The following is a 23120-nucleotide window of genomic DNA, read 5'->3' as shown; positions in this document are numbered from 1 at the left end:
AGTCAGCGTGTTTTCTCAGGATCGGGTCTCCGTGGGCGCCGTTCGGCGCGCCATCGCTGCCGATGCTGAGGGCATCGTCCGACTTTTCCCCAGCTTGCCGCCTGTCGCCTCGACCAGCGATACGCGCGCGATCTTCGTGATCGACGGCGAGACCGCGCCGCTCGGCGCCGTGCTGCTTGAGCAGGCCCCGGACCACCTTGCCGTCGGCCCCCTGGCGACCGCGTCCGGTGGCGAACCTCAAGTGGCGCGCGCGCTGATCGGCTTCGCCGAGATGGCCGCCCGCTCGATCGGCTTGCGCGAGGTGCGGCTTGCCGCTGACAGCGTCCCGTCCGACCTCGCCGCGTCGCTCGGCTACCGCGACGGCGTGAAACGCATCCGGACCGGCAAGCTCGCCGCGATGACCGATTATCTCGAGGCACTGGGCGTGCCGCTGTGGCGCGACGGGGCGGCGCCGTTCGATCTCACGCTCTACTATCGCGGCGTCTGGGCGGCGATGGCCTTGCTTCTCGGATTCGGCAGCATCACGCTCGCCGTCTTCGGTCCCGGCGAGGTGACCCTGGTGCATGTGCTCGGCCCCGCCCTGCTCTGCCTGGCCGCCTCCGCCTTCGCCTTCGTGCAGGTCTGTCTCATCGCGATCGCGGCCCGGCGGCGAGCTCCCGTCGCGATTGCCGTCGGCATCTTCGTCGCCGCCGCGCTGTCGATCGCCGGCATCGGCGGCCTGTTCTACGAGCGGGCCGTGCCCTCGATCGGCGAATTGTGGGCGATCTATTCCGGCGACGAGGCGCTCGACACGCTCGCCGTCACGGTGAGTCCCGATGGCACGGCGCTCAACGTCGAGGGCGCCTATGGCACCGGCAGCGCCGACGCGGTGCGGCGAGCGCTGGACAAGCATCCAGGTGTCCGCCGCGTCGTCCTGGCCGGTCCCGGCGGGCGCATCGGCACCGCCTTCGAGATCAACCGCATGATCCGCAACCGCCGGCTGGCGACGCGCGTCGAGAGCGGCTGCGCCTCCGCCTGCACCATCGCCTTCCTCGGCGGCAACGATCGCTCGATCTCGGCCGGCGGACGCCTGGGCTTCCATCAGGGCAGCTTTCCCGGCCTGGGGCCCAACGACCTCTACGAGAGCAACCGAGACATGCGGCGCTTCCTGGTCGCGAGCGGCGTCACGCCCGAGTTCGCGCAGCGCGTGATCGACACGCCGCCGAACGAGATCTGGACGCCGACGCCGCAGGAGCTGCTGGCCGGCCGCGTCGTGCAACGCATCACTCGCTAACGAAGGTCACCGGGCATGATCCCTCGCGGTCTCGGCTACGACGACGCCATGCGGCAGTTCCGCTGGCCCACGCCCCAGCGCTTCAACATCGGTCGCGCCGTCTGCGAACGCCATGCGCCCGACACGCTGGCGATGATCGTCGAGAACGCCGACGGCTCGGTGCGCAACTGGACCTTCGGCCAGCTCCTGGCCGCCAGTTCGCGGCTGGCCAACGCGCTGGTCGCACGCGGCATCAACAGAGGTGACCGCGTCGCGGTGTTCCTGAGCCAGGGCGCCGAGCTCACGATCTGCCATCTCGCCGGCTATCGCATGGGCGCCGTCGTGCTGCCGCTGTTCACCCTGTTCGGCGAGGAGGCGATCGAATACCGCCTGGCCAACGCCGAGGCCTCGGCCATCGTCACGGACATGAGCCAGCTTCCGAAGCTGCTGGCCGTGCGCGACCGCCTGCCCCATCTGAAGACGATCATCGTGATCGGCGCCGGCGCGCATGGCAGCGCGTTCCTGGACTGGGACCGGCTGCTCGGCGCCGCCTCCGACCGCTTCGCCACGGTCGACACGGCGGCCGAGGATCCGGCGCTGCTGATCTACACGTCGGGCACGACCGGCCAACCCAAGGGCGCGCTGCACGCGCATCGCATGATGCTGGGCTGCATACCCGCCGTGGAACAGTGGCTGGGTCACTGGCCGCGCGGCAACGAGGTGATGTGGACGCCGGCCGAATGGGCGTGGATCGCCGGCCTCTACGACGCGCTGTTCCCCGCCTGGTACTACGGCACGCCGGTGCTGGCCCACCGCTTCGCCAAGTTCGATCCGGAACGCGCCTTCGCCATGCTGGCCAAGCACCGTGTCGGCGTGAGCTTCATCCCGCCGACCGCGCTCAAGATGATGCGCCAGGTCCACAGGCCGCAGGACCGGTGGACCTACGACATCCGCGCGATCTCGACCGGCGGCGAAGCCATGGGCGAGGAGCTGCTGAGCTGGGGCCGCGACACGTTCGGCACGACGATCTCGGAGGGCTACGGCCAGACCGAAATGAACCTGATGCTGCTCAACTCACCCGACTGGTTCGAGGTCCGCCCCGGCTCCTGCGGCCGCGCCTGCCCCGGTCGCAAGGTGGCGGTCGTCGATGGCGACGGCAACGTCCTGCCGCCCGGCCAGGAAGGCCAGATCGCCGGCTGGCGGCACGATCCCATCGTGATGCTGGAATACTGGCGCAATCCGGAGGCTACCGAGCGCAAATATGCCGGCGACTGGCTGCTGACCGGCGACCTCGGCACCATCGACGAGGACGGCTACGTCTTCTTCAAGAGCCGCGACGACGACGTGATCACCTCGGGCGGCTACCGGATCGGCCCCGGCGAGATCGAGGAATGCCTGATGAAGCATCCCGCGGTGGCGATGGTCGGCGTCGTGGGCGTGCCCGACCGGGTCCGGACCGAGATCGTGAAGGCTTTCGTGCAGCTCAGGCCCGAGATCGCGCCCACCGAATCGCTCAAGACCGATCTGGCGAATTTCGTGAAGACCCGGCTGGCGGCGCACGAATATCCGCGGGAGGTCGAATTCGTGCCGGAACTGCCGCTGACCACGACCGGCAAGATCCTGCGCCGCGAACTCAGGCGCCTGGATGCCGAAAGCGGCGACGTCGTACGACTTCGTTAGGTCAGGAGCGTCTGGACGCTTTCAGCAAGGCTGTTCAGGAGTGTGGCCAAGCCGATCAGGGCTGCCGGCCACCACGAAAAGAGTCGGGTCGCAGGGTCGTTGGAAAACATGGTCTCTTCAGATCCAAATGAAGTTCGGAATATGGATTAAATATAGCCGTCACTTCATTGAATTTCAACGATTTTGCCCCTCCTGTTAAAGTGCGATATCAGCTTGCAGCCGCCGAGACGTTGAACTGCAGCTCCGCCAGCCGCGCATAGAGGCCGCCGCGGCGCACCAGCTCGGCATGGGGGCCGACATCAACCACCCGTCCGTGATCGAGGACGACGATGCGATCGGCCTTCTGCACCGTGGCGAGGCGATGGGCGATCACCAGGGTCGTGCGGTTGCGCATCACCCGGTCCAGGGCCTGCTGGACCGCCAGCTCGCTCTCGGCATCGAGGGCACTCGTCGCCTCGTCGAGCAGCAGCACGGCGGGGTCGCAGAGCAGCGCCCGCGCAATGGCGATGCGCTGGCGCTGGCCGCCCGAGAGGCGCACGCCGCGTGCCCCGAGGTCGGTTGCAAAGCCGTGCGGCAGGGCCTCGATGAACGCCAGCGCCGAGGCCGCCTCGGCCGCCGCCCGTACCTCGGCATCGCTGGCGTCGGGGCGTCCGTAGCGGATGTTCTCCGTGACCGACGTGCTGAACAGGGTCGGGTCCTGCGGGACGACGGCCAGCGACCGCCGCAGGTCGCCCAGCGCGAGGTCCCTTATGTCGATACCGTCGAGACGGATCGTGCCCTTCTCCGGATCGTAGAAACGCAGCAGCAGGTTGAAGGCGGTCGTCTTGCCCGCGCCCGAGGGACCGACGATGGCCACCGTCTCGCCGGGCACGATCGTGAGGTCGAAGCCATCGAGGGCGAGCGCATCGGTGCGCGTCGGATAGCGAAACGAGACCTGCTCGAAGGACACCGCGCCCTGCACCGGCCTCGGCAAGGACCTGGGATGGGCCGGCTCGGCGATCGACGGCGCTTCGGCGCGCAGTTCGGCCAGCCGCTCGGCCGCGCCGGACGCGCGCTGCAGGTCGCCGATGGTCTCGCTGATCGCGCCGCCCGAACTGGCGACCAGGACCGCGTAGAAGACGAAGGCCGAGAGATCGCCGGCGCTGATGCGGCCGGTCAGCACGTCGTGGCCGCCCATCCACAGCAGGAAGCCGACGGCCGAAAAGACGATGAAGATGACCAGCGTGGTCATGATCGCCCGGCGCGACACCCGCCGTGTGGCGGCGACGAAGGCCCGCTCGGTCGCCTCGCCGAAGCGCTGCGCGGCCCGGTCCTCCTGGGCGAAGGCCTGGACCGTGCGTACCCCGTCCAGGGTCTCGGCACCCTCCGAGACCATCTCGCCCATGCGGGCCTGCGCCTCGCGCGAAAGCGCCCTCACCTTCCGGCCGAATACGACGATGGGCACGACGGTCAACGGCACGACCGCCAGCGTCCACAAGGCGAGCTTCGGGTTCGTCACCACCAGCATGACTACGCCGCCGAGGCACATCAGCGTGTTGCGCAGCGCCACCGAGGCCGAAGAACCGATCACCTGCTCGATGAGCTGGGCGTCGGCCGAAATCCGGCTCATGACGTCGCCCGAGCGCTTGATCTCGAACCAGGCCGGCCCCAGCCGCACCACATGGTCGAAGAGATCGCGGCGCAGGTCGCTCACCACCCGCTCGCCCAGCCAGGAGACCAGATAGAAGCGCGCACCCGAGGCGATGGCCAGCACCACAGCCACGGCCAGCAGCGAGGCCAGGGCATAGTTGAGGATGTCCGGCCGGCCCTGGGCGAAGCCGCGGTCGATGAGGGCGCGCAGGCAGGCGCCGAAGGCCAGCACCGTTCCCGCCGCCACCAGCAGCGACAGGAGGGCCAGGATCGTGCGCCCGCGATAGGGCCTCAGATAGGGCCCGAGGAGAGCAAGGCCGCCGAACCGGTTCATGATGCCTGCCAGTTCAGCTCGACGCCCAGTTCGGTCGCGAGAATGACCAGAAGCCCGTCGCCGCCCCGCGTGTCCTGCCACTGTCCCGACGTCGCATCGAACGCGTAATGCCGGGCGCCGCTCACCGGCGAACTGAGCCATATCTGCCGGGTGGGCGCATGTTTGTTGACGATCCAGGTGCCCGCATCACCCTCGACCGTAAGGATCCCCCCCTGGAGTTCGGCATCGACATGGTCTGCCAACGCCTCCTCGAGAGTCGCGAGCAGGCTGTCGGCAAGGGTTTCGAAGGCTGAATCGCTCATGGCGGCCGGTCTACAAGCCATGGGAGGGCCGTACAACCAGCTTGTCGCCGCGCCCCGGGGACTGTATACCCCCGCCCCTGTTGCGCCGGCCGGTCGGAATCGGCCCTGAAGCGCTGGAGAGAGATCATGCAAGAGAAGATTCACCCCGACTATCACACGATCACCGTGGTGATGACCGACGGTACGACCTTCGAGACGAAGTCGACCTGGGGCAAGGAAGGCGCCAGCATGCGCCTCGACATCGATCCGAAGACGCATCCGGCCTGGACCGGCGTGCGCCAGAGCATCGATCGCGGCGGCCGCGTGCAGCGCTTCCGCAATCGCTTCGGCATGATCGGCAGCGACAAGACCGACACGCCCAAGGAAGCCGCCAAGCCCGAAACCGAGAAGTAAGTCCGCTTCTTCTTTCGGCGCTTCTGCTACATTACGGCCGCGATACCCTTCGGGAGGCGGCGTAGTGAAATCTGTCAGAGTTGTTTGTGCTCACGATTGTCCCGACATGTGCTCTCTCATCGCACATGTCGACAACGGTAAGGTCGTGCGCATCCAGGGTGACCCCGACCAGCCGTACACGGCCGGTTTCGCCTGCGGCAAGGTCAACCGCGACAGCGACCTGGTAAACTCTTCCGAGCGCATCGCCACGCCGCTGCGCCGCACCGGGCCCAAGGGCTCGGGCCAGTTCGAGCCCATCACCTGGGACGAGGCGCTCGATGAGATCTCGCAGCGCTGGAAGTCGATCATTGCCGAGAGCGGTCCGCTCGCGATCCTGGGCTACGCCTACTCCGCCCATCAGGGCCTGATGAACCGCGGCCTGGTGAACGGCCTGTTCCACGCGCTCGGCACGTCGCGGCTTCAGGCCGGGACGGTCTGCGACACGTGCTGCGAGACCGCCTGGGAAATGACGGTCGGCCCGGTGGGCGGCGCCGATCCAGAGTCGGTCATCTATTCCGACCTGATGATCTCCTGGGGCGCCGACCTCGCCGCCACCAACGTGCATTTCTGGGCCCTGGCCGAGAGCCAGCGCAAGAAGACCGGCATGCCGATCGTGGTGATCGACCCGCGCCGCACGCGCAGCGCCCGCGCCGCCGACCTCTACCTGCCCATCCGGATCGGCACCGACGCCGCCCTGGCGCTCGGCGTCATGCACATCCTGGTGCGCGACGGTCTCGCTAACCTCGACTACATCGACGTTCACACGCTGGGCTTCGACAAGGTCGAACGCGAGGTGCTGCCGAAGTTCACGCCGACGCGCACGGCGGAGATCACCGGCCTCCCCGTCTCCGACATCGAGAAGCTCGCGGCACTGTACGGCAACGCCAAGGCCGCGCTGATCCGCCTCGGCGAGGGCATGACCCGCCTCACCCATGGCGGCCAGGCCTTGCGCACCGTGGCGCTGCTGCCGGGCGTGACCGGCCACTACGGCGTCAAGGGCGGCGGCGCGCTGCTGCTGACGGCCGCCTCGTGCGATCTCAACTATGCCGCCGTGCGCAAGCCCTCCGGGCCCGCGACGGCGCGCATGATCAATCACCTGCGCCTCGGCGAGGAGCTCCTCAACATGCAGGACCCGCCGCTCCGCGCGCTGTTCGTCGCTGCCAACAATCCCGTCGTCACCTGCCCCGAAGTGCACAAGGTGCAGAAGGGCCTGATGCGCGAGGACCTGTTCACAGTCGTGCACGACCCGTTCATGACCGACACCGCGCGTTACGCCGACATCGTGCTGCCGGCCGCGAACTATCTTGAGACCGACGATCTCTACCGCGCCTACGGCGCCTACTGGATGCAGTGGGGCCAGAAGGCGGTCGAGCCGGCGGGCGAGGCCCGCTCCAACTTCCACGTCGCGCAGGCGCTGGCGCAGCGCATGGGCGTCACCGACGCGATCTTCAGCCTGTCGCCGCGAGAGGCCGCCGAGGAGTTCTTCAAGGGCTCGACGGGCCCGGCCTCGAAGGTCGACCGCAACGAGCTGTTCGCCGGCGTGCCGCTCAACATCAAGCACGACTGGGACGGCCAGCCCTTCAAGACGCCGTCGGGCAAGCTCGAATTCTATTCCGAGCAGCTGGCCAAACAGGGCCTGCCGCCGATGCCCGATTGGGAGCCCGATCCGATCGAAGCCGAGGAAGCCTCCCGGTGGCCGCTGCGCCTGCTCACGGCGCCCGGATACTTCCAGGCCCACACGGCATTTTCCGGCGTCGGCTTCCTGCGCGAGCGCGAGGGCAAGCCGTTCTGCATCCTGCACCCCGACGAGGCGGCCAAGCGCGGCCTCAAGGACGGCGACCCCGTGCGCCTGTTCAATGACCGCGGCGAGATCGGCCTGGTCCTCAAGGTTGCCGACGAGGTCCAGCCGGGCGTCCTGCTCGTGCCGGGCCAGCGCCCCGTGGGCGAGGCCGTGTCGGGCACGATCAACATGCTCTGCTCGGACCGCTACACCGACATGGGCGAAGGCGCGACCTACCAGAGCACCTGGCTCGAGGTCGCGCCCTGGAAGGATGCGGTCGCGGCCTGACGAAGGCCCGACCTCCCGCTAAGACACCTGAGAGATCCCTCGCCCCGCTCCAGGGCGGGGGTTCCCCCGCCCGCGATGACAGCAGTCGTCGGATCGGCGCACTGCGCATATCCAGCACTATTGTCATGCCGAGCGGAGCGAGGGACCTTTCCGTTCCCTCAGGCCGTGGCCGCTTGAACGAACCGGTGCTGCGTGCGCTCGCGCTTGGTAAGCTTCGGCAGGGCCTGTTCGACGATCAGAGCCTTGAAGTGCGGCGTCTCCTGGTGGGAGGCGAAACCCGCCTCGTCGCGGAACACTTCGTAGAAGAAGAATTTCTCGGGTTCCGCGATCGAGCGGTGGATCTGGAAGGCCTGGACCCAGGGCTCGCGCTGGGCCTGGGGCAGGTACTCGCGGACGATGGCCGCGACGGCATCGGCCTCGGACGGTCTGGCCTCCCAGAACGCCGTGACGATGAGCCCGTCTTTCAGGGCGTGAAGGTCGACCATGTGGTTTCTCCCGTGCGGTTGATGGGAGAGCGTTCTAGGCCTTCGCCCAAAGCCGTCGCTTCGGCCAGCGTCGAAGCGACTACTTCACCATCTCCGGCGCCGCGACCTTGATGCGCCCCGTCCGGCGCGCCTTGTCGAGCGCGTCGTAGTCCTCCTCCGTCTGCTTTGAATAGGCCATGGCGAACTTGCCGATCGCTTCGTCAAGCGTGTCGCTGTTGCCGCAATAGCCGGCGATCATCGCCGGATTGCCTGACTTCGCATGGGCCAACGCAAGCGCCCAGCCGCACAGTCCGCAATATTCGAGGAAGCCGTCGAGGGTGCTCGTGTCGCTCTCGTTGAACTTCAGGCTGCCCTTCATGTCGGCGAGCTGGCGAACGTAGAAGTCCTTTCCGTCGACCTGTCCCCAGCCGAGGAAGATGTCGGGCGACCCTTGCGCGAGGCGCTGCCCGACGACGACGCGCCGTCCCTGATTCTCGAACCTGAGCTTCTGGTCGACATAGGGCGCGATGACCGATGTCTGCGCCTGCTTCACCTGCAGGAACAGCGGATCGTCCGAATCGACGCCCTGCAGCAGAACGACCCAGCACCCGGTCCCGACGCTGCCGACGCCCACGACCTTTCGCGCCGAATCAACGATCCGATAGCGTGACAGCAGCACGCGCCGGTCGATCGGCAGCGACTGGATATAGGCCTGCAACATGTTGTCGAGAGCGACATTGGTCGGCGTACCCGCCGCCGTTTCCGTCTCGCGCACGATCAGCGGCACTTCCTCGATGATGCGATGCTCGCCGCCGACCTCCTCGGTCAGCTTCTCCAGCACGGCGACATGGCTCTTGGTCCGCGCCTTGTCCATCAGCCGCTCGGCACCGCGCCGCGCCCGCGGTGACAGCGTGTCGAGCACGGCACGCTCGTCGATTCGGTCGTACCAGATCTCCAGGTAACCCATCTCGGCGTAGCGGCGCATGCGCTTGCGGTACGACCGCACGATGGCCCGCGCCGCCCCCTCCGCCGCCACGCGGTCGCCGCCCATGAAGCGCACGGCGACGGCCGCGCTGGCGGCGAGGCGCTTCAGGTCCCATTCCCAGGGGCCGGGATGGACCTCGTCGAAATCGTTGATGGCGAAGATCAGATTGCGCTCCGCCGAAGCGAACACGCCGAAATTCGAGACATGCATGTCGCCGCAGGCGCCGACCGCCATGCCGGTGACGGGCGTGGTCGAGAGGTCGGCCGCCATCACCGCCGCCGAGCCGCGCAGGAAGGCGAAGGGCGACGCCAGCATGCGGGCGAAGCGCACCGGCACCAGCTTCTGCACCCGGCTCTCGTTCTGCGCCTCGAGGATGGCGACCGGATCCGGCCGGTTCGCCGCCTTTTCGAAGGTGGCATGCGAGGTGCGCGGCACCTTGGCCCGGACCGCCTTGCCCGCCTGCAGCCGCTCGGCAACCGTTGCCCGGGGCGCCACGAAGCTTTCGAGCAACGTCATGTCGTCGATCGCCGTGTTCATGCGTTCGAACGTACGATCGATATTCGTGTTGATCTTCACCACTGTCATCTGACCACCCTGCTCCCCGCCGGCCATTCAACGTCGCGCCTTCGCGGCGGTCAAAGAAATTGACGGCGGTGGCGCCTCATTCAGTTTGTCTGCGTTTACCGGCCCTTCGATCTCTTCAGAGTGCCCATACCGTCCTGATCGAGATTCTCCAGGGTGACCTGGGAAGCTCTTCCGTCCGGACCGATTTGAAAGGTAACGGCGGCCATCCAGCCCGGACTTTCCGCGAACGGGGCATAGAGGAAGAGGTCGCGATTGAAATGCTTCAAGGGAAAGCGCTTGCCGGCCGGTCCCAGCGCCAGCGACAGCACGCCGCCGGCCTCCGAGACACGGACGTCGCCGACATAGTCGTTGCTGTAGAAGCCGGTATAGGCGCCGAGCGGCATCGGTGGCGCCGGCGGCACCGGCGGAGATGCGTAGGGCACCATCGCCGTCTTCTGCGCAACGGCTCCGAATTGCGCATCGTAGATCTCGTTCCAATGCGCGATCCAGTCGCGTGACGGCCTTCCGGTGAACACTTCGTCGAGAAACGTCGCGGCCAGCCCTTCCGGAACGCCGGTCGGGAACGCGTTGCTCAGGATCACGATGCCGAGCTTTTCCGTCGGTAGCAGATGCACGAGCGTGCGGGCGCCGGCGCTGAAGGCACCGGCATGGCTCCATTCGACGCCGCGGTCGCGGAAGTCGACGTTCCAGCCCATGCCGTAGAAGCCGACCATGCCGGTCTTCGGATCGACGTTGCGGATGATGTTCGGCAGGCGCGTCTGTTCGAGCGCGGCCTCCTTGATCAGCGGCCGGCCGGCATAGCGGCCATTGCCGAGTTCCAGTCGCAGCCACTGGACCATGTCCTTGGCGCTGGAACTCACGCCGCCCGCCGGGGCCTGCGCGTCGGCGTTGCGCTTGACCAGCGGCGTCCACTTGCCGTCGATCCGTACATGAAGCGACGAACGATTGGGCTGGAGAACGAAATCCTTGGCCCGCGAGCTGGTCGACTGCATCCCGAGAGGCCGATAGACCTTCTCTTCCGCCAGCTCCTCCCAGCTCTTGCCCGTCGGCCGGGTGGCGGCGATCGCGCCCGCGGTGAATCCGAAATTGCTGTAGGCGTAGTCGGCCCGGAAACTGCCGCCGGGCCGCGTGTAGCGGATACGCTTCAGTATCTCCTCGCGGCTGAAGCCCAGATCCTCGATGTCGTTGCCGGCACTGGCCGCCAGGCCGCTGCGATGCGAGAGCAGGTCGCGGATCGTGACCTGGGCCGTCGGATAGGATTCGGGGAGCGCGAAATTCGGATCGAGATCGCGGATGCGCGTATCCCATGTCACGACGCCGTCGCTGACCAGGGCCGCCACGACGGTCGCGGCCAGCGGCTTGGAAACCGAGGCCACCTGAAAGACCGTGTCCGCCCCGACCGTCTCGGCTTGCCCGGCCTCGCGAACACCGAAGCCTTCGAGGAAGACGACCTCGTCGCGATAGACGATGCCGATCGAAAGGCCGGGGACTTCGCCCTTCGCCACGACCTGCCGCGCCAGCTCCCGAAGCTTGGGAAGGGCGGCGTTCAGTTTCTCCCTGGTGACCGTCTGGGCCTGGACCGCGACGGGCGCGAGGCAGGTCAGGATCAGTGCCGCGAGCAGCCGTATCATTTCATGTTCCCTTGGAAGTGCCCTGCTTCTTATCACCGGCGCGGCGGGCCAGCAGCGCCAGACGCCCGCCGACGACGGCCGCGACGAAGGCCACCGGGACGAAAGCCGCCGGCACCCAGAAGGCCGCGCTCGCCAAGCCAGGCGTCGTGAGCCCCCGCGACAGCCCTGCCAGTGTCGCCACGATCCCCGCCGCGGCGGCGCCCAGCGCAAAGCCGGTCTGCTGTACGGTCGCCACCGCGGAGGCGGCCAGATCGCCCTCACCCGGCCTCGCCCCGCCCATCAGTCTCTGAACGCCGAAACCCCAGCACGCGCCGATGCCGAGACCGACCAGGGCGATCAGGACCGGCAGGACGAGGACCGGCTGCGTCGTCATCAGCAGCGCCACGCCGGCCAAGCCCACCGCCATCGCAAACGGACCCGCGACGAGCATGCGTCCCGCCGACCGCAACGACCAGCCGGAGACGACGATCGACGAGACGGTCCAGCCCATCGAGGCCCCCGCCACCGTATAGCCAGCGGCCAGCGGATCGAAACCATGCAGGCTCTGCAGGAAGATCGGCACGAAGATCGACAGCGGACTGTAGGCAATCGACACCAGCAGCGCGAACCACATGGCAACGCCGGTCATGGAGCCGAGCGAGAAGGCATCGCTCGGGAACAGCGGTGCCTTGGAGCGACGATCCAGCAGGATCATCCCGACCAGCAACGCGACGGCCGTGAGGAACAGGCCCGCCTTGGTGAGCGGCAGGGAAACGACGCTGGCCGTCGACATGACCGCGATGGCCAGACAGATCAGCACGACGCGCCCGCCGGGGATTGCCCGCACCGGTCCGCCCTTCGCCGCCCGCGCCCGCGGCAACGCCCGTGCGGCGACGACCGCCAGCAACGCCGCAAGCACGGTCACGGCATAGAAGGCGCCGCGCCAGTTTCCCCAGGTCGCGAACGCTCCGCCCACCATGGGGCCGACCAGCACCGCCATGCTCCAGGCGCCGGACAGCAGCGCCGCCACCCTCGGCCACATCGGCTCGGGAAAGGCGTTGCCGACCAGCACGTAGGCCATGGCCGACAGCACGCCACCGCCGAATCCCTGCACGAAGCGTCCGGTGACCACGACGCCCATCGAGGGCGCCAGCGCGCAGATCAGCGCGCCGATCCCGAAGACCAGTGCCCCCGCGCAAAAGGCCGTGCGCGCGCCGAGCCGCGCCGTCAGATGGCCGGTGCAGGTCGCCGCGACGATCGATGACGCCAGGAAGGCCGTGGTCGGCCAGCTCATCATCGCCGTGCCGCCGACATCCTCGACGATGCTCGGCAGCACAGTCGCCAGCATCAGCACGTTCATCGAGTGCAGCAGAACGCCGCCCACCAGCGCCACCAGAAGAGGCAGCCATTCGCGCCTCAGTAGCGCCGACCAACCGACCGTTGCCGTCATGGCCGGCGACTGATCATTTTCTTGGCGCCCGGTCAAACGATGCCCCCAGAAGGCGTGTGAGTACGCGGGCGACTGTCGGGTCCGAAAACCGCGAGCGCTGCGTGCGCCTGCATGGAAATATGGGCCCATGGAGCTGCTCGACCGTCGGACCTACTACCGCGCCTTCCAGAGCCACGACGCCCGGTTCGACGGGCGCGTGTTCGTCGGCGTGACCTCGACCGGCATCTATTGCCGGCCGGTCTGCCCGGCGCGGACTCCCCGGTTCGAGAATTGCCGTTTCTTCGCGTCGGCCGCCGCCGCGCAGGAGGCCGGCTTCCGGCCCTGCCTGCGCTGCCGGCCCGAGATCGCCCCCGATCTCGCCTTCTGGCGCGGCACCGCCAATACGGTGAGCCGTGCGCTGGCGCTGATCGCCGACGGCGCTCTCGACGAGGACGAGGCCGGCGTCGAGGCGCTGGCCGAGCGGCTGGGCGTCGGCGGCCGGCAGCTGCGCCGACTGTTCCAGCGCCATCTCGGCGCCTCACCCATCGCGATGGCCCAGACGAGACGCGTGCTGTTCGCCAAGCAGCTCCTGCACGACACGCGCCTGCCGATGGCCGAGATCGCCCTGGCGTCCGGCTTCGGCAGCGTCCGACGCTTCAACGAGACGTTCCGCACGCTGTTCGACCGGCCGCCAGGCGCGCTGCGCCGCAAGAGCGGCGCCGATACCTCCGCGCGTGACGGTGTCACGCTGAAGCTGGCCTATCGGCCACCCTATGACTGGCCCGGCATGCTGACGGCGCTCGCGGCCCGCGCGACGCCCGGCACGGAATGGATCGAGGGCGGAATCTGGCATCGTCGCATCGATGACGACGGCGCGCAGGGCAGCGTCGCCGTCGCACACCTGGCCGAGCGAAATGCCGTCGCCGTCACGATCCACTTCCCAACGGTCAAAGCATTGCCCGCCATCGTCGCACGCGTGCGGCGCGTGTTCGACCTGGGCGCCGACATCGCGACGATCGACAGCCATCTCGCGCGCGATCCTGCGCTCGCGCCGCTGATCGCCCGGCGGCCGGGGCTGCGCGCGCCGGGAGACTGGGACGGCGAAAGCAGGGAGATGCCGCTCGACGACAAGGCGCCGCCCGCCTGGCGACCCTGGCACGCCTATGCCGCGCAGCATCTGCGGATGGCGCAACATGGCTGAGCCTCTTGATTTCAGGGTCGATCGTCTCGCGACGCCGGTCGGCGAACTGGTGATCGTCGCCGATGGTGAAGGCCGCCTGCGTGCCATCGACTGGACGGACCACGAGGCCCGCATGCGCCTGCTGCTCGACCGCTACTACGGAAAAGGGCGCTACGCGCTTTCGGCCGCGCGCGACCCGGGCGGGCTCACGAAGGCGATGGGCTCGTATTTCAGAGGCGATATTGCGGTCATCGACACGCTTCCGATCGAGACGACCGGCACGCCGTTCCAGAGAAACGTATGGCAAGCCCTGCGCAAGATCAGCCGCGGCACGACGATTTCGTACGCCGAGCTGGCGGCGCGGATCGGCAAGCCCCGCGCGATCCGCGCCGCCGGCCTGGCCAACGGCCAGAATCCGATCGGCATCGTCGTGCCCTGTCACCGGGTGATCGGCAGCAACGGTACGCTGACCGGCTATGGCGGCGGCCTGCCCCGCAAGAAATGGCTGCTCGAACACGAAGGCGCCCTGTAGACGCCCGGCTTCCCACCGGCGACGGGCGCGGTCAGTCCAAAGAGACGCCCGTCTCCGTGGCCACCGTCTTCCATTGGCGCACTTCGCCGTCGAGGAAGCGCGCCATCTCGGCGCTGCCCTGCGGCATGGGATCGAGAAAGGCGGCGTCGAACTTCTCCTGCACGTCCGGCAGGACCAGCACGCGGGCAATGTCCGCCGCCAGCCTTTTCGTCACCTCGGGCGGTGTCCCCGCCGGCGCCAGGAAGCCGTACCAGTTGTAGACGACGACGCCCGGCGCACTCTCGGCATAGGTCTGCACCTCGGGCAGGCGCGGATGGCGCTCGGCCGTGGCGATCGCCAGAGCCTTGAGCTTGCCGGACTGCAGATGGGGCATGACGGGCGCCATGGCATTCATCACCAGCGGGATCTGGCCGTTGATCGCGTCGTTGAGTGCCGGTCCGCCGCCCTTGTAGGGCACATGGACGAGGTCGAAGCCGGCCTTCGCGCGCAGCAGCTCGTAGGTGAGATGCGGACCGCTGCCCTGCCCCGGCGTGCCGACGGCGATCTTCTGCAGCTGCTCGCGCGGCATCGCCAGCAGCTCCTTCAGTGAATTCGCCGGAAAGGACGGGTTGGCGACCAGCACCTGGGGCGAGGCACCGACCAAGGTGATCGGCACGAAGCTCTTCACCGGATCGTAGCGCGCCTTGGAATAGACCGCCGGATTGATGCCGTGCGCAACGTCGGCATAGAGCAGCGTGTAACCATCGGCCGGAGCACGCGCGACGATCTCGGTGCCCAGCATGCCGGCGGCCCCGGCTCTGTTGTCGACGATCAGCGTATAGCCGGCGATTTCCTGAAGCTTCTGCGCCACCAGGCGCCCGGTGAAGTCGGAGCCGCCGCCCGGCGCATAGGGCACCACCAGACGGATGGTCTGCGATGGATAGGCAGCCTGTGCGCGGGCGGCCGGTGCGAACAGGCCGACGGAAGCGCCGGCGGCCAGGAAAGCGCGTCGTGAAACGGATGTCATGGCCGAAGATCATACACACTTCGTGCCAGAACAGTTCCACCTGGGCGAGCGCCGTCAACGCCCCGCCAATCTGGCGATCCTCAAGCCTGGAGGATCGCCACCGCCTGTTCGTAAGCCGCCTCGGCCCGGACCTTGAGCTCGGCCAGGGTGCAGCTGCCGATCGGATGCTGGACCTTCACGAACGGATAGTCAGGAATGCCGAGGACGCGGGCGATGTTCTTCACGGTCACCTCGAAGGGCGTCGTGCAGATCACCACGGCGCGCTTGCCGAGTTGTTCGAAGCTGATGCTGTCGTGCAGACTGCACGTTGAACAGGACCCTCAATCCCCCAGGCCGGTGATGAGGAAATCCACCTCCTGCGCCACCTGGGTGAGCGTCGCAGACGGCGCGGGAGCGCTGGCGTTCCGCTTCGAGGCGACGGTGCGGACGGTGCAGCCGTGACGCTCGACGAACAGCGCCGCGACTTCCTTCAGCATCTCGTCGGCGTTGAGCTTGCCGTTCTCCAGCAGGCCGATCCGCAGGCCATCGAGGCTGGCGAGCGGCGGTGCGCGGAAGGCCTTGCGCTTCGGCGTCGTCGACATCGGTGAATAGAGCTGCATTGGAAACTCCCTCTGTTTACGGGTGCGCGCCGGCAGGCGGCGGCGTGATGGCCTGATGCTGCATGATCGAGGCCCGTCCTCGGCTCCAGGACGGGATAAAGCAGGAATGGCCGCCGGCATCGCCGCCGCCCATCGTCACGAGGATGTCGTCCGGCCGCATGCCGCGATGCATGAAGCCCTCCATGGCCAGCGCATGCGCACCCTCGCCGTGCTGGGCCTCGTATTCGCGGTCGCGGTATTTGCCCGCTTCCTTCATGCCTGCAACCGAGCGCCTGGCCATGACGAACAGGAACTCCTGAACCTTCTCGCGCGACCAGCCGGCGTCAGCCACGATCTTCATGTGCTCGGGCGCCAGGATCACCACGCTCTGGCCGAGGCTGATGCAGCCATAGTTGGCCATCGAGTCCGCCACCGAGGTCAACACCTCTTCCGGCGTGTTGCCGCCATGGTTCTCGACGTTGAAGAAACCGCCGCCGGCAAAGCATGTGACGCTCGACACGCCCTTTTCATAGCCCTGCGCCTCGCAGAGCAGCGGCCAGGGATTGCCGCGCGACCGCTCGGCGATGCAGAAGCTGTACTTGCCCGGATTGCCCTGCGTGGACTTGTCGGAAATGCCTGGCAGCATCTGGAACACGTTGCGCAGGATGAGGCGGGTGGCGCGGCCGATCGTGCCGTTGGCGCGGTTGCCGGGACCGAACAGGTTCACATCGGCGTTCATGCCGATCTCCTCGGCATAGGGCCCGCTCACCACGAGCAGCGGTGCCGAACCGCCGGTGCTGGCGGTCGATCCGTGGAAGTTGAAGTCCTGCCGGTTCATCGCCTCGAAAGCCGCGGCGATCACGGGAAAGTATTCAGGCAGGCAGCCCGCCATCACGGCGTTCACGGCGGCGGCATGCAGCGACAGGTCGAGACCCGTCGCGGGATGATGGGCGATCACCGTCTCGCGGGGGCGGGCATCGGCCGCCAGCATCGCATCGACGCGGGCGACGACCGGCGGCACGACGGGAAGACCGTCGGTCCATCCCTGCTCATAGCACCAGTCGATGGCAGCCAGGAGATCGTCGGGGACTTCGTGGATACGCGGCTTGGTGGCGACGGCCATGTGCACTTCTCCCCTATTCGACCTTCGCGCCGACGCCTTCGACGAGCTTGCGCCATTTCACGAGTTCGCCGGGGAGGATCGCGCCGAAGTCGGGGCCGGCACGGAAATCGACGTCGGAGCCGCCGCTTTCGAGCTGCTCGCGGAAGGCCGGGTCCTTCAACGCATTGGACAGGGCGGCCACGATGACTTGCGTGACTTCAGGCGGCGTGCCGGCCGGGGCGACGAGACCCAGCCAACCTTCGAGGCTGAAGCCGTCGGGCAGCGCTTCGAGCAAGGTCGGCGTATCGGGAAGCTGTCGCGAGCGCTTGGAGCCGGTCGTGGCCAGCGCGCGCAGCGTGTTCTGCTGGACCAGTCCCAGCGCCGTCTCGAAGGTCGGGAAGCCGACCTGCACCTGGTCGGACAGCAGCGCGCGCACGATCTCGGGCGCGCCCTTGTAGGGCACATGGACATAGTCGATGCCGGTAGCCTGACGGAATGCCTCCGCAGCGAGATGCGCGGGACTGCCGGCACCGCCCGAGCCGAAGTTCAGCTTTCCGGGGTTGGCCTTCGCCATGTCGATGAATTCCTTCACGGTCTTCGCCGGGCTGTTGGCCGGCACCACCATCATCGAGGCGCCGCGCACGAGCAGGCAGATCGGCGTGAAATCCTTCACCACGTCGTAGTTGATCCTGGCGTAGAGCGCCGGATTGATGACGTGGCTGTTGGCCATGATCATCAGCGTGTAGCCGTCGGGCGCCGAACGCGCGACCGTCTCCGCGCCGATATTGCCGGCGGCCCCGGGCCGGTTCTCGACGACGAACTGCTGCTTCAGTTCCTGCGTCAGGCGCTGCGCCACGCGCCGCGCCGTCGTGTCGGGCGAGCCGCCCGCGGTGAAGGGCACAACGAGGCGAACCGGCCTGTCCGGATACTGCGCCGCCGCCTCGCCCGCGAAGCCGGCGGCAATCGCTGTCGCAAGCAACAGCTTCCCGCACAGGCCCGTCAGGCTGTGTCTTCCAGCCATGGATCCTCCATCGGCTTCATCTTCTTGTTCTACTCCCTAAAGGCGCCCGATCCGGGTCCGGTGACAACCGTCCAAATCCGAATGAGCCATAGCCCGCAGGCATGCCCCTGCCCTTGCCGGGCGGCTAGAGGCGGGGCGTCTTGCGGCGCATGGCGGCCCGCGCGAAGTCGGCGACCTTCTTCACCACCGGCAGGCGCCACTTGGCCTCGGTGGTGAGCATCCAGCACTCGTAGCCGATCTCCACGCGAAGCTTCAGCTCGACCAGCGTGCCGTCACGCAGCTCCTGTTCGAACACGAAGCGCGGGCCCAGGGCGACAAAGTCGGACTCGAGTGGGCGGCTCTTCACCAGCGCATAGTCGTCGGAGACGAAGGCGTTCATGTTCCGAGCAGCTTTCGCGCTCATGGCCCCCAGCCATTTGCGGAAGCTTGGCACGGCGCCAACGCTGGCGAGAGGATATCTCAGCAGAATTTCCGGCGTCAGCGGTGCCTGACGAAGGGCCGGATGACGCGGCCGCACCACGGCGATCCGCAGGTCGTCGCAGATCTTCACGCGGATGAAATCCGACTGCTCGTCTGGCGCCTCGAAGTAGCAGAAGACCAGGTCGAGGCTGCCCATGCGGAGCGAACGCATCAGCGTCTGGACATCGTCGTACCGCGCCTGGAGTTGCAATTCCGGAAAGGTCTTTCCGACCTGCCGGACGACCTCGGGCAGAAGCTTGATGCGCGTCGCCGGCCCGACGCCGATGCGCAAGCTGCCGGTCTCGCCCCGGGCGAGTTCCTCCAGTTGCTCGCTCATCCTCGCCACGCCGGCCAGCAGCATCGCCGCGTGCTCGGCCGCCGCGTGCCCGTAAACGGTCGGCCGGGCACTGCCGCCGCCGCGGTCGAACAGCTTCAGTCCAAGATGCTTTTCCAGCCGAGCGATACTCTTGCTCAAGGTCGGCTGGGAAATCCCCAACCGCTTGGCCGCGCCGCTGAAACTGCCCGCACCGCAGACGGCCACGAGATGCTCGAGTTGCTTCAACTCCATCGCGGCAGGGTAACAGGCCGCGACAGGCCGGCAATCAGTAGGTCGCGAAGATGCGCGCGATCTCCACCGGGTCGTTGGTCCGGGTGAGTGCCAGGGCGAGGAGCAGCCGCGCCTTCTGCGGATTGAGATTATCGGCGGCCAGGATTCCGGCCTTGGCGAGCTTCTGGCCGCGAAAGATGCGGCCCGAACCGGCCCGCGAGGACTGCACGACGACGATGCCCTGCTTCACCGCCTCTTCCATCGCGGCGAGATCGGCGGCCGGCGGCATGCCCGGCGCGAAGCCGGCCGAAACCAGCCCCTTCGCCCCCGCCGCGATGAAGGCCCGCATCGCGCTGCCGTCGGAGCCGGCATAGGCATAGGCGATGTCGACCCTCGGCAGGGAGTCGAGGCCCGCGAGGTCGAATTCGGTGTCGGGCATGTGCCGGCGCTCGGGCCGCCGGTAATAGGCGATGCGATCGGCATCGGCATGGCCCAGCACGCCGAAATCGGGTGTGCGGAAGGTTTGCATGCGCCAGTTCGAGGTCTTGGTGACTTCGCGCGCCGCCTGGATCTCGTCGTTCAGCAGCACCAGCACGCCCCGGCCCCGGCTTTGCGGGCTGGCGGCCGTGCGCACGCCGTTCACGAGATTGATCGCGGCATCGGTCGACAGGCCGGAGGCCGGCCGCTGCGAGCCGATCAGCACCACGGGCACGTCGACCTTGAGCACCAGGTTCAGAACCCAGGCCGTCTCCTCGAGCGTCGCTGTGCCGTGACCGATCACGATACCGGACAGGTCCGGGTGCTCGGCCACGACGCGATGACACAGGGCCGCGAGTTCCTGCCATTCGGCGAAGTAGATCTCCGGGCTGGGCACGTTGCGGAAATCGACCGCAATGATCTCGGCGATCTCCTCGACCACCGGAAATCGCGCGACGATCTCGCTGGCGTGCATGCGGTTCTCGTGCACGCCGTAATCCTGCAATTCGAGCGGGTGGACGCCCAGCGAGGCCATGGTGCCGCCGGTGCCGATGAAGGCCACCTTGGGCCGGTTCGTGCTGCTCACCCTATGCTCCTGCGCTGATCGTCCATCCGGGGAACCACGCAAGATCGATGCCGCCGCAATGCCGCCGACCGGCGACATTGCGCGCAGCGAACGACGGGGCGCCTAGCCCTTGGCGCCGATCTTGTCCTGCGTCTTCAGGTCGAAGTCGCTGGCGTCGTGGCGCTCATGGAGCTGAGCCGCCGGATCGCCCTGCAGGCGATTGACGATGCGGCCGCGCTTGACGGCCGGGCGCGCGCCAACCTCGTCAGCCCAGCGATTGACGTTCTTGTATTCGTGCACCGCGAGGAACTCGCCCGCGCCGTACAGAAGACCCTTGGCCAGGCCGCCGTACCATGGCCAGACCGCAATGTCGGCGATCGTGTAGTCGTCGCCGGCCAGGTACTTGCTCTCGGCGAGCCGCCGGTCGAGCACGTCGAGCTGCCGCTTGGTCTCCATCGCGAAGCGGTCGATGGCATACTCGATCTTGGTCGGCGCATAGGCGTAGAAATGGCCGAAGCCGCCGCCCAGATAGGGCGCGCTGCCCATCTGCCAGAACAGCCACGACAGGCATTCGGCCCGCTTGGCGCTCTCCGTCGGCACGAGCGCGCCGAACTTCTCCGCGAGATAGAGCAGGATCGCGCCCGATTCGAACACGCGCACCGGAGTGGGGCCGCTGCGATCCACCAGGGCCGGGATCTTGGAGTTCGGATTGGCGGCGACGAAGCCGCTGCTGAACTGGTCGCCCTCGCCGATCTTGATCAGCCAGGCGTCGTATTCGGCGCCCTTGTGGCCGAGCGCCAGCAGCTCCTCGAGCATGATGGTGACCTTCTGGCCGTTGGGCGTGCCCAGCGAGTAGAGCTGCAGCGGATGCTTGCCGACCGGCAGCTCCTTCTCGCTGGTCGGACCGGCGATCGGCCGGTTGATGTTGGCGAACCGGCCCCCGCTGGCCTTGTTCCAGGTCCAGACCTTCGGCGGGGTGTAGTCGGATGCGTCGCTCATGCTTCGAATATCCTGTGATGTGGCTTCGTCGATGGCGCCATCCTAGCCCCCTTTGAGCCGCCCTGCTCGCCCCCGTGCCGCCGCAAGGAGGGGTTAGAAGCCGAATCGGAACATATGGTAGGTACGGAGAAGTTCCCGTATTTCAGGCGTTTCCTGAAGCAAGGAGGGGCGAGCCTGCTCGCTTCGTAATGGCCCCATGAGAATTCTTGTTACCGGCGGTGCCGGATTCATCGGCTCGGCCGTGGTGCGTCACATCATCCGCGATACCGACTGGACGGTCGCCAACGTCGACAAGCTCACCTACGCGGGCAATCTCGAATCGCTGGCAGAGGCGCAGACCAGCAACCGCCATCGTCACTACAGGACCGATATCTGCGACCGCGCCGCCATCGACGCCATCCTCGCCGAGTTCCGACCCGACGCGATCCTGCACCTGGCTGCCGAAAGCCATGTCGATCGCTCGATTACCGGCGCGGCACCGTTCATCGAGACGAACGTAAACGGCACCTTCAGCCTGCTCGAGGCCGCGCTGGCCTACTGGCGGACGCTCGACGAGACCGCGCGCGGCCGATTCCGCTTCCAGCACATCTCGACGGACGAGGTCTTCGGCTCGCTGGGCGCGACCGGCCTGTTCACCGAGACCACGCCCTACGCCCCCAACTCGCCCTACTCCGCCAGCAAGGCCGCCTCCGACCATCTGGTGCGCGCCTGGCATCACACCTACGGCCTGCCGACGCTGGCGACCAACTGCTCCAATAATTACGGCCCCTATCACTTCCCCGAGAAGCTGATCCCGCTGGTCACCATCCGTGCCCTGCGCGGCGAGACCCTGCCGGTCTACGGCAAGGGCGACAATGTGCGCGACTGGCTGCATGTCGAGGATCATGCCGAGGCCCTCACCCTCGTGCTGCGCAAGGGACGGCCGGGCGAGACTTACAATATCGGCGGCAACAGCGAGCGCCGGAACATCGACGTCGTGCGCGGCATCTGCCGACTGCTCGACGAGATGCAGCCCGACGCCACCCATCGCCCGCATGAGTCGCTGATCCAGTTCGTGACCGACCGGCCGGGCCACGACGCCCGCTATGCCATCGACGCGTCGAAGATCGCGACCGAACTTGGCTGGCGGCCACGCCACGATTTCGAGAGCGGCCTGCGCGACACGGTCCGCTGGTACCTCGACAATCGCGGCTGGTGGGAACGGGTGATGAGCGGCGAATATCGGGGAGAGCGACTCGGCTTGACCGCCGCCTGATCGACGCGACGCGCTATTTCAGGAGATCGAGGAGGCTGTCCGGCAGGTCGCCGCGCTGGCGCCGGACTTCGATGGCCAGCAGGGCGGCGCTTCCCGGAAGGTTCGAAATCCTGCCCGTCAGGGCCATGCTGACGGCCTCGGCGAACGGCACACGGCGGCGCGATAGTATTTCGGTGGGATCGGGCTGCGGCGCGCCACGATCCAGCCCCCACGCAACGAAGGCCGGCACGGCCTCGTCGGAGATGCCCGGCGACACGGCGCCCTCCACGACCTTGAGCCAGTGCTCGGCGGTGCAGCCGGTTTCCTCCTTGAGTTCCGCCCGCGCGACCGTGAGCGGATCCTCACCCACCCTCGCGCCACCGCCCGGGATTTCCCAGGAGAAGCGGTCCACGACATAGCGATACTGACCGATCAGCGTCACGCTGCCGTCCCGATCGATCGGAACGATGCAGACACCGTAGTACTTCATCCGCACACTGTGATAGCTGCGCGGCTCACCATCGGACAACGTGACCCGATCATGACGGATCGAGAAGTACCGGCAGTCGTAGCCGGTTTCCGCGTTCAACACTTTCCAGGGATTGGCTTCGTCCGGTTGCTCCATCGCCATCCCCTCCCGAGACGCCACG

Annotated in this window: 21 protein-coding genes; 7 read left to right on the top strand and 14 right to left on the bottom strand. The window is 67.5% G+C overall.

What is annotated here, in order from left to right; genetic code table 11:
• Positions 1-31: 31 nt before the first annotated feature.
• Both ACP15H_RS06270 and ACP15H_RS06265 read left to right on the top strand, forming a co-directional pair.
• Positions 32-1273 (top strand): hypothetical protein, encoded by a 1242-nt coding sequence (locus ACP15H_RS06270; protein ID WP_425065341.1) that lies wholly within the window; start codon positions 32-34, stop codon positions 1271-1273.
• Positions 1274-1288: 15 nt separating this feature from the next.
• Positions 1289-2932 carry an AMP-binding protein gene (locus ACP15H_RS06265; RefSeq protein WP_425065340.1) on the top strand — a complete coding sequence of 548 codons (1644 nt, stop codon included), beginning with the start codon at positions 1289-1291 and terminating at the stop codon, positions 2930-2932.
• Positions 2933-3140: 208 nt separating this feature from the next.
• Here ACP15H_RS06265 and ACP15H_RS06260 read toward each other — a convergent pair whose 3' ends face one another.
• Both ACP15H_RS06260 and cyaY read right to left on the bottom strand, forming a co-directional pair.
• Positions 3141-4895, bottom strand: a complete 1755-nt coding sequence (locus ACP15H_RS06260; RefSeq protein WP_425065339.1) for an ABC transporter transmembrane domain-containing protein — start codon at positions 4893-4895, stop codon at positions 3141-3143.
• Positions 4892-5197, bottom strand: a complete 306-nt coding sequence (gene cyaY / locus ACP15H_RS06255) for an iron donor protein CyaY (protein WP_425065338.1) — start codon at positions 5195-5197, stop codon at positions 4892-4894. Before cyaY ends, ACP15H_RS06260 begins: the two co-directional genes overlap by 4 nt.
• Before the next feature lie 126 nt (positions 5198-5323).
• Between cyaY and rpmE the strand changes: the two genes are divergently transcribed.
• Positions 5324-5590, top strand: a complete 267-nt coding sequence (gene rpmE, locus ACP15H_RS06250) for a 50S ribosomal protein L31 (protein ID WP_425065337.1) — start codon at positions 5324-5326, stop codon at positions 5588-5590.
• 64 nt (positions 5591-5654) lie between these two features.
• Positions 5655-7697 (top strand): molybdopterin-containing oxidoreductase family protein, encoded by a 2043-nt coding sequence (locus ACP15H_RS06245; protein WP_425065336.1) that lies wholly within the window; start codon positions 5655-5657, stop codon positions 7695-7697.
• A gap of 158 nt (positions 7698-7855) precedes the next feature.
• On the opposite strand, the gene ACP15H_RS06240 is transcribed toward ACP15H_RS06245, so the two are convergent.
• The 4 genes from ACP15H_RS06240 to ACP15H_RS06225 form a co-directional block, all read right to left on the bottom strand.
• Positions 7856-8182: a putative quinol monooxygenase gene (locus ACP15H_RS06240; RefSeq protein WP_425065335.1), complete on the bottom strand. Its 327-nt coding sequence runs from the start codon at positions 8180-8182 to the stop codon at positions 7856-7858.
• A 79-nt stretch (positions 8183-8261) separates the two neighbouring features.
• Positions 8262-9731 (bottom strand): DUF2252 domain-containing protein, encoded by a 1470-nt coding sequence (locus tag ACP15H_RS06235; RefSeq protein WP_425065334.1) that lies wholly within the window; start codon positions 9729-9731, stop codon positions 8262-8264.
• Positions 9732-9826: 95 nt separating this feature from the next.
• Entirely contained in the window at positions 9827-11362 is a 1536-nt protein-coding gene (locus tag ACP15H_RS06230) for a serine hydrolase (protein WP_425065333.1), read from the bottom strand.
• Between the two features lies 1 nt (position 11363).
• Positions 11364-12791 carry an MFS transporter gene (locus ACP15H_RS06225; protein ID WP_425065332.1) on the bottom strand — a complete coding sequence of 476 codons (1428 nt, stop codon included), beginning with the start codon at positions 12789-12791 and terminating at the stop codon, positions 11364-11366.
• Between the two features lie 127 nt (positions 12792-12918).
• On the opposite strand from ACP15H_RS06225, the gene ACP15H_RS06220 reads away from it, so the two are divergent.
• Together ACP15H_RS06220 and ogt are read left to right on the top strand one after the other, a co-directional pair.
• On the top strand, positions 12919-13971 hold the full coding sequence (locus ACP15H_RS06220; protein ID WP_425065331.1) for a bifunctional transcriptional activator/DNA repair enzyme AdaA: 1053 nt from the start codon (positions 12919-12921) through the stop codon (positions 13969-13971).
• Positions 13964-14482, top strand: a complete 519-nt coding sequence (gene ogt / locus ACP15H_RS06215; RefSeq protein WP_425065330.1) for a methylated-DNA--[protein]-cysteine S-methyltransferase — start codon at positions 13964-13966, stop codon at positions 14480-14482. The genes ACP15H_RS06220 and ogt overlap by 8 nt, the downstream gene beginning before the upstream one ends.
• 31 nt (positions 14483-14513) lie before the next feature.
• Here the strand turns inward: ogt and ACP15H_RS06210 are convergent, their stop codons facing one another.
• The 7 genes from ACP15H_RS06210 to yghU all read right to left on the bottom strand — a co-directional run bounded on the left by ACP15H_RS06210 (position 14514) and on the right by yghU (position 21236).
• Positions 14514-15488: a tripartite tricarboxylate transporter substrate binding protein gene (locus ACP15H_RS06210; protein WP_425065329.1), complete on the bottom strand. Its 975-nt coding sequence runs from the start codon at positions 15486-15488 to the stop codon at positions 14514-14516.
• 80 nt (positions 15489-15568) lie between these two features.
• The gene (locus ACP15H_RS06205) at positions 15569-16087 is read right to left on the bottom strand and encodes a UGSC family (seleno)protein (protein ID WP_425065328.1); all 519 of its coding nucleotides are present in this window, start codon (positions 16085-16087) and stop codon (positions 15569-15571) included.
• A gap of 16 nt (positions 16088-16103) precedes the next feature.
• Entirely contained in the window at positions 16104-17189 is a 1086-nt protein-coding gene (locus tag ACP15H_RS06200; RefSeq protein ID WP_425065327.1) for a hypothetical protein, read from the bottom strand.
• Between the two features lie 13 nt (positions 17190-17202).
• Positions 17203-18189: a tripartite tricarboxylate transporter substrate binding protein gene (locus ACP15H_RS06195; protein ID WP_425065326.1), complete on the bottom strand. Its 987-nt coding sequence runs from the start codon at positions 18187-18189 to the stop codon at positions 17203-17205.
• 124 nt (positions 18190-18313) lie between these two features.
• Positions 18314-19216, bottom strand: a complete 903-nt coding sequence (locus tag ACP15H_RS06190) for a LysR family transcriptional regulator (RefSeq protein ID WP_425065325.1) — start codon at positions 19214-19216, stop codon at positions 18314-18316.
• 34 nt (positions 19217-19250) lie between these two features.
• Positions 19251-20258 (bottom strand): asparaginase, encoded by a 1008-nt coding sequence (locus tag ACP15H_RS06185; protein WP_425065324.1) that lies wholly within the window; start codon positions 20256-20258, stop codon positions 19251-19253.
• Positions 20259-20360: 102 nt separating this feature from the next.
• A complete protein-coding gene (gene yghU / locus ACP15H_RS06180) occupies positions 20361-21236 on the bottom strand; it encodes a glutathione-dependent disulfide-bond oxidoreductase (RefSeq protein WP_425065323.1) in 876 nt (291 codons plus the stop codon).
• A 196-nt stretch (positions 21237-21432) separates the two neighbouring features.
• Between yghU and rfbB the strand changes: the two genes are divergently transcribed.
• Complete coding sequence (rfbB, locus tag ACP15H_RS06175) at positions 21433-22491, top strand: dTDP-glucose 4,6-dehydratase (protein WP_425065322.1); 1059 nt, start codon at positions 21433-21435, stop codon at positions 22489-22491.
• 13 nt (positions 22492-22504) lie between these two features.
• Here rfbB and ACP15H_RS06170 read toward each other — a convergent pair whose 3' ends face one another.
• On the bottom strand, positions 22505-23095 hold the full coding sequence (locus ACP15H_RS06170; RefSeq protein ID WP_425065321.1) for an NUDIX domain-containing protein: 591 nt from the start codon (positions 23093-23095) through the stop codon (positions 22505-22507).
• Between the last annotated feature and the right edge of the window lie 25 nt (positions 23096-23120).

Source organism: Reyranella sp., assembly GCF_965249915.1.
Taxonomy (GTDB): domain Bacteria; phylum Pseudomonadota; class Alphaproteobacteria; order Reyranellales; family Reyranellaceae; genus Reyranella.
This window is presented reverse-complemented; position numbering and strand designations above follow the sequence as displayed.

What these genes read in the sequence shown, in the direction of transcription:
- ogt (WP_425065330.1), top strand. Translation starts at nt 13,964, where the DNA reads ATGGCTGAGCCTCTTGATTTCAGGGTCGATCGTCTCGCGACGCCGGTC.
- ACP15H_RS06240 (WP_425065335.1), bottom strand. Translation starts at nt 8,182, where the DNA reads ATGGTCGACCTTCACGCCCTGAAAGACGGGCTCATCGTCACGGCGTTC.
- ACP15H_RS06170 (WP_425065321.1), bottom strand. Translation starts at nt 23,095, where the DNA reads ATGGAGCAACCGGACGAAGCCAATCCCTGGAAAGTGTTGAACGCGGAA.
- ACP15H_RS06265 (WP_425065340.1), top strand. Translation starts at nt 1,289, where the DNA reads ATGATCCCTCGCGGTCTCGGCTACGACGACGCCATGCGGCAGTTCCGC.
- ACP15H_RS06230 (WP_425065333.1), bottom strand. Translation starts at nt 11,362, where the DNA reads ATGATACGGCTGCTCGCGGCACTGATCCTGACCTGCCTCGCGCCCGTC.
- rfbB (WP_425065322.1), top strand. Translation starts at nt 21,433, where the DNA reads ATGAGAATTCTTGTTACCGGCGGTGCCGGATTCATCGGCTCGGCCGTG.
- ACP15H_RS06200 (WP_425065327.1), bottom strand. Translation starts at nt 17,189, where the DNA reads ATGGCCGTCGCCACCAAGCCGCGTATCCACGAAGTCCCCGACGATCTC.
- ACP15H_RS06210 (WP_425065329.1), bottom strand. Translation starts at nt 15,488, where the DNA reads ATGACATCCGTTTCACGACGCGCTTTCCTGGCCGCCGGCGCTTCCGTC.
- yghU (WP_425065323.1), bottom strand. Translation starts at nt 21,236, where the DNA reads ATGAGCGACGCATCCGACTACACCCCGCCGAAGGTCTGGACCTGGAAC.
- ACP15H_RS06190 (WP_425065325.1), bottom strand. Translation starts at nt 19,216, where the DNA reads ATGGAGTTGAAGCAACTCGAGCATCTCGTGGCCGTCTGCGGTGCGGGC.
- ACP15H_RS06235 (WP_425065334.1), bottom strand. Translation starts at nt 9,731, where the DNA reads ATGACAGTGGTGAAGATCAACACGAATATCGATCGTACGTTCGAACGC.
- ACP15H_RS06220 (WP_425065331.1), top strand. Translation starts at nt 12,919, where the DNA reads ATGGAGCTGCTCGACCGTCGGACCTACTACCGCGCCTTCCAGAGCCAC.
- rpmE (WP_425065337.1), top strand. Translation starts at nt 5,324, where the DNA reads ATGCAAGAGAAGATTCACCCCGACTATCACACGATCACCGTGGTGATG.
- cyaY (WP_425065338.1), bottom strand. Translation starts at nt 5,197, where the DNA reads ATGAGCGATTCAGCCTTCGAAACCCTTGCCGACAGCCTGCTCGCGACT.
- ACP15H_RS06260 (WP_425065339.1), bottom strand. Translation starts at nt 4,895, where the DNA reads ATGAACCGGTTCGGCGGCCTTGCTCTCCTCGGGCCCTATCTGAGGCCC.
- ACP15H_RS06225 (WP_425065332.1), bottom strand. Translation starts at nt 12,791, where the DNA reads ATGACGGCAACGGTCGGTTGGTCGGCGCTACTGAGGCGCGAATGGCTG.
- ACP15H_RS06195 (WP_425065326.1), bottom strand. Translation starts at nt 18,189, where the DNA reads ATGGCTGGAAGACACAGCCTGACGGGCCTGTGCGGGAAGCTGTTGCTT.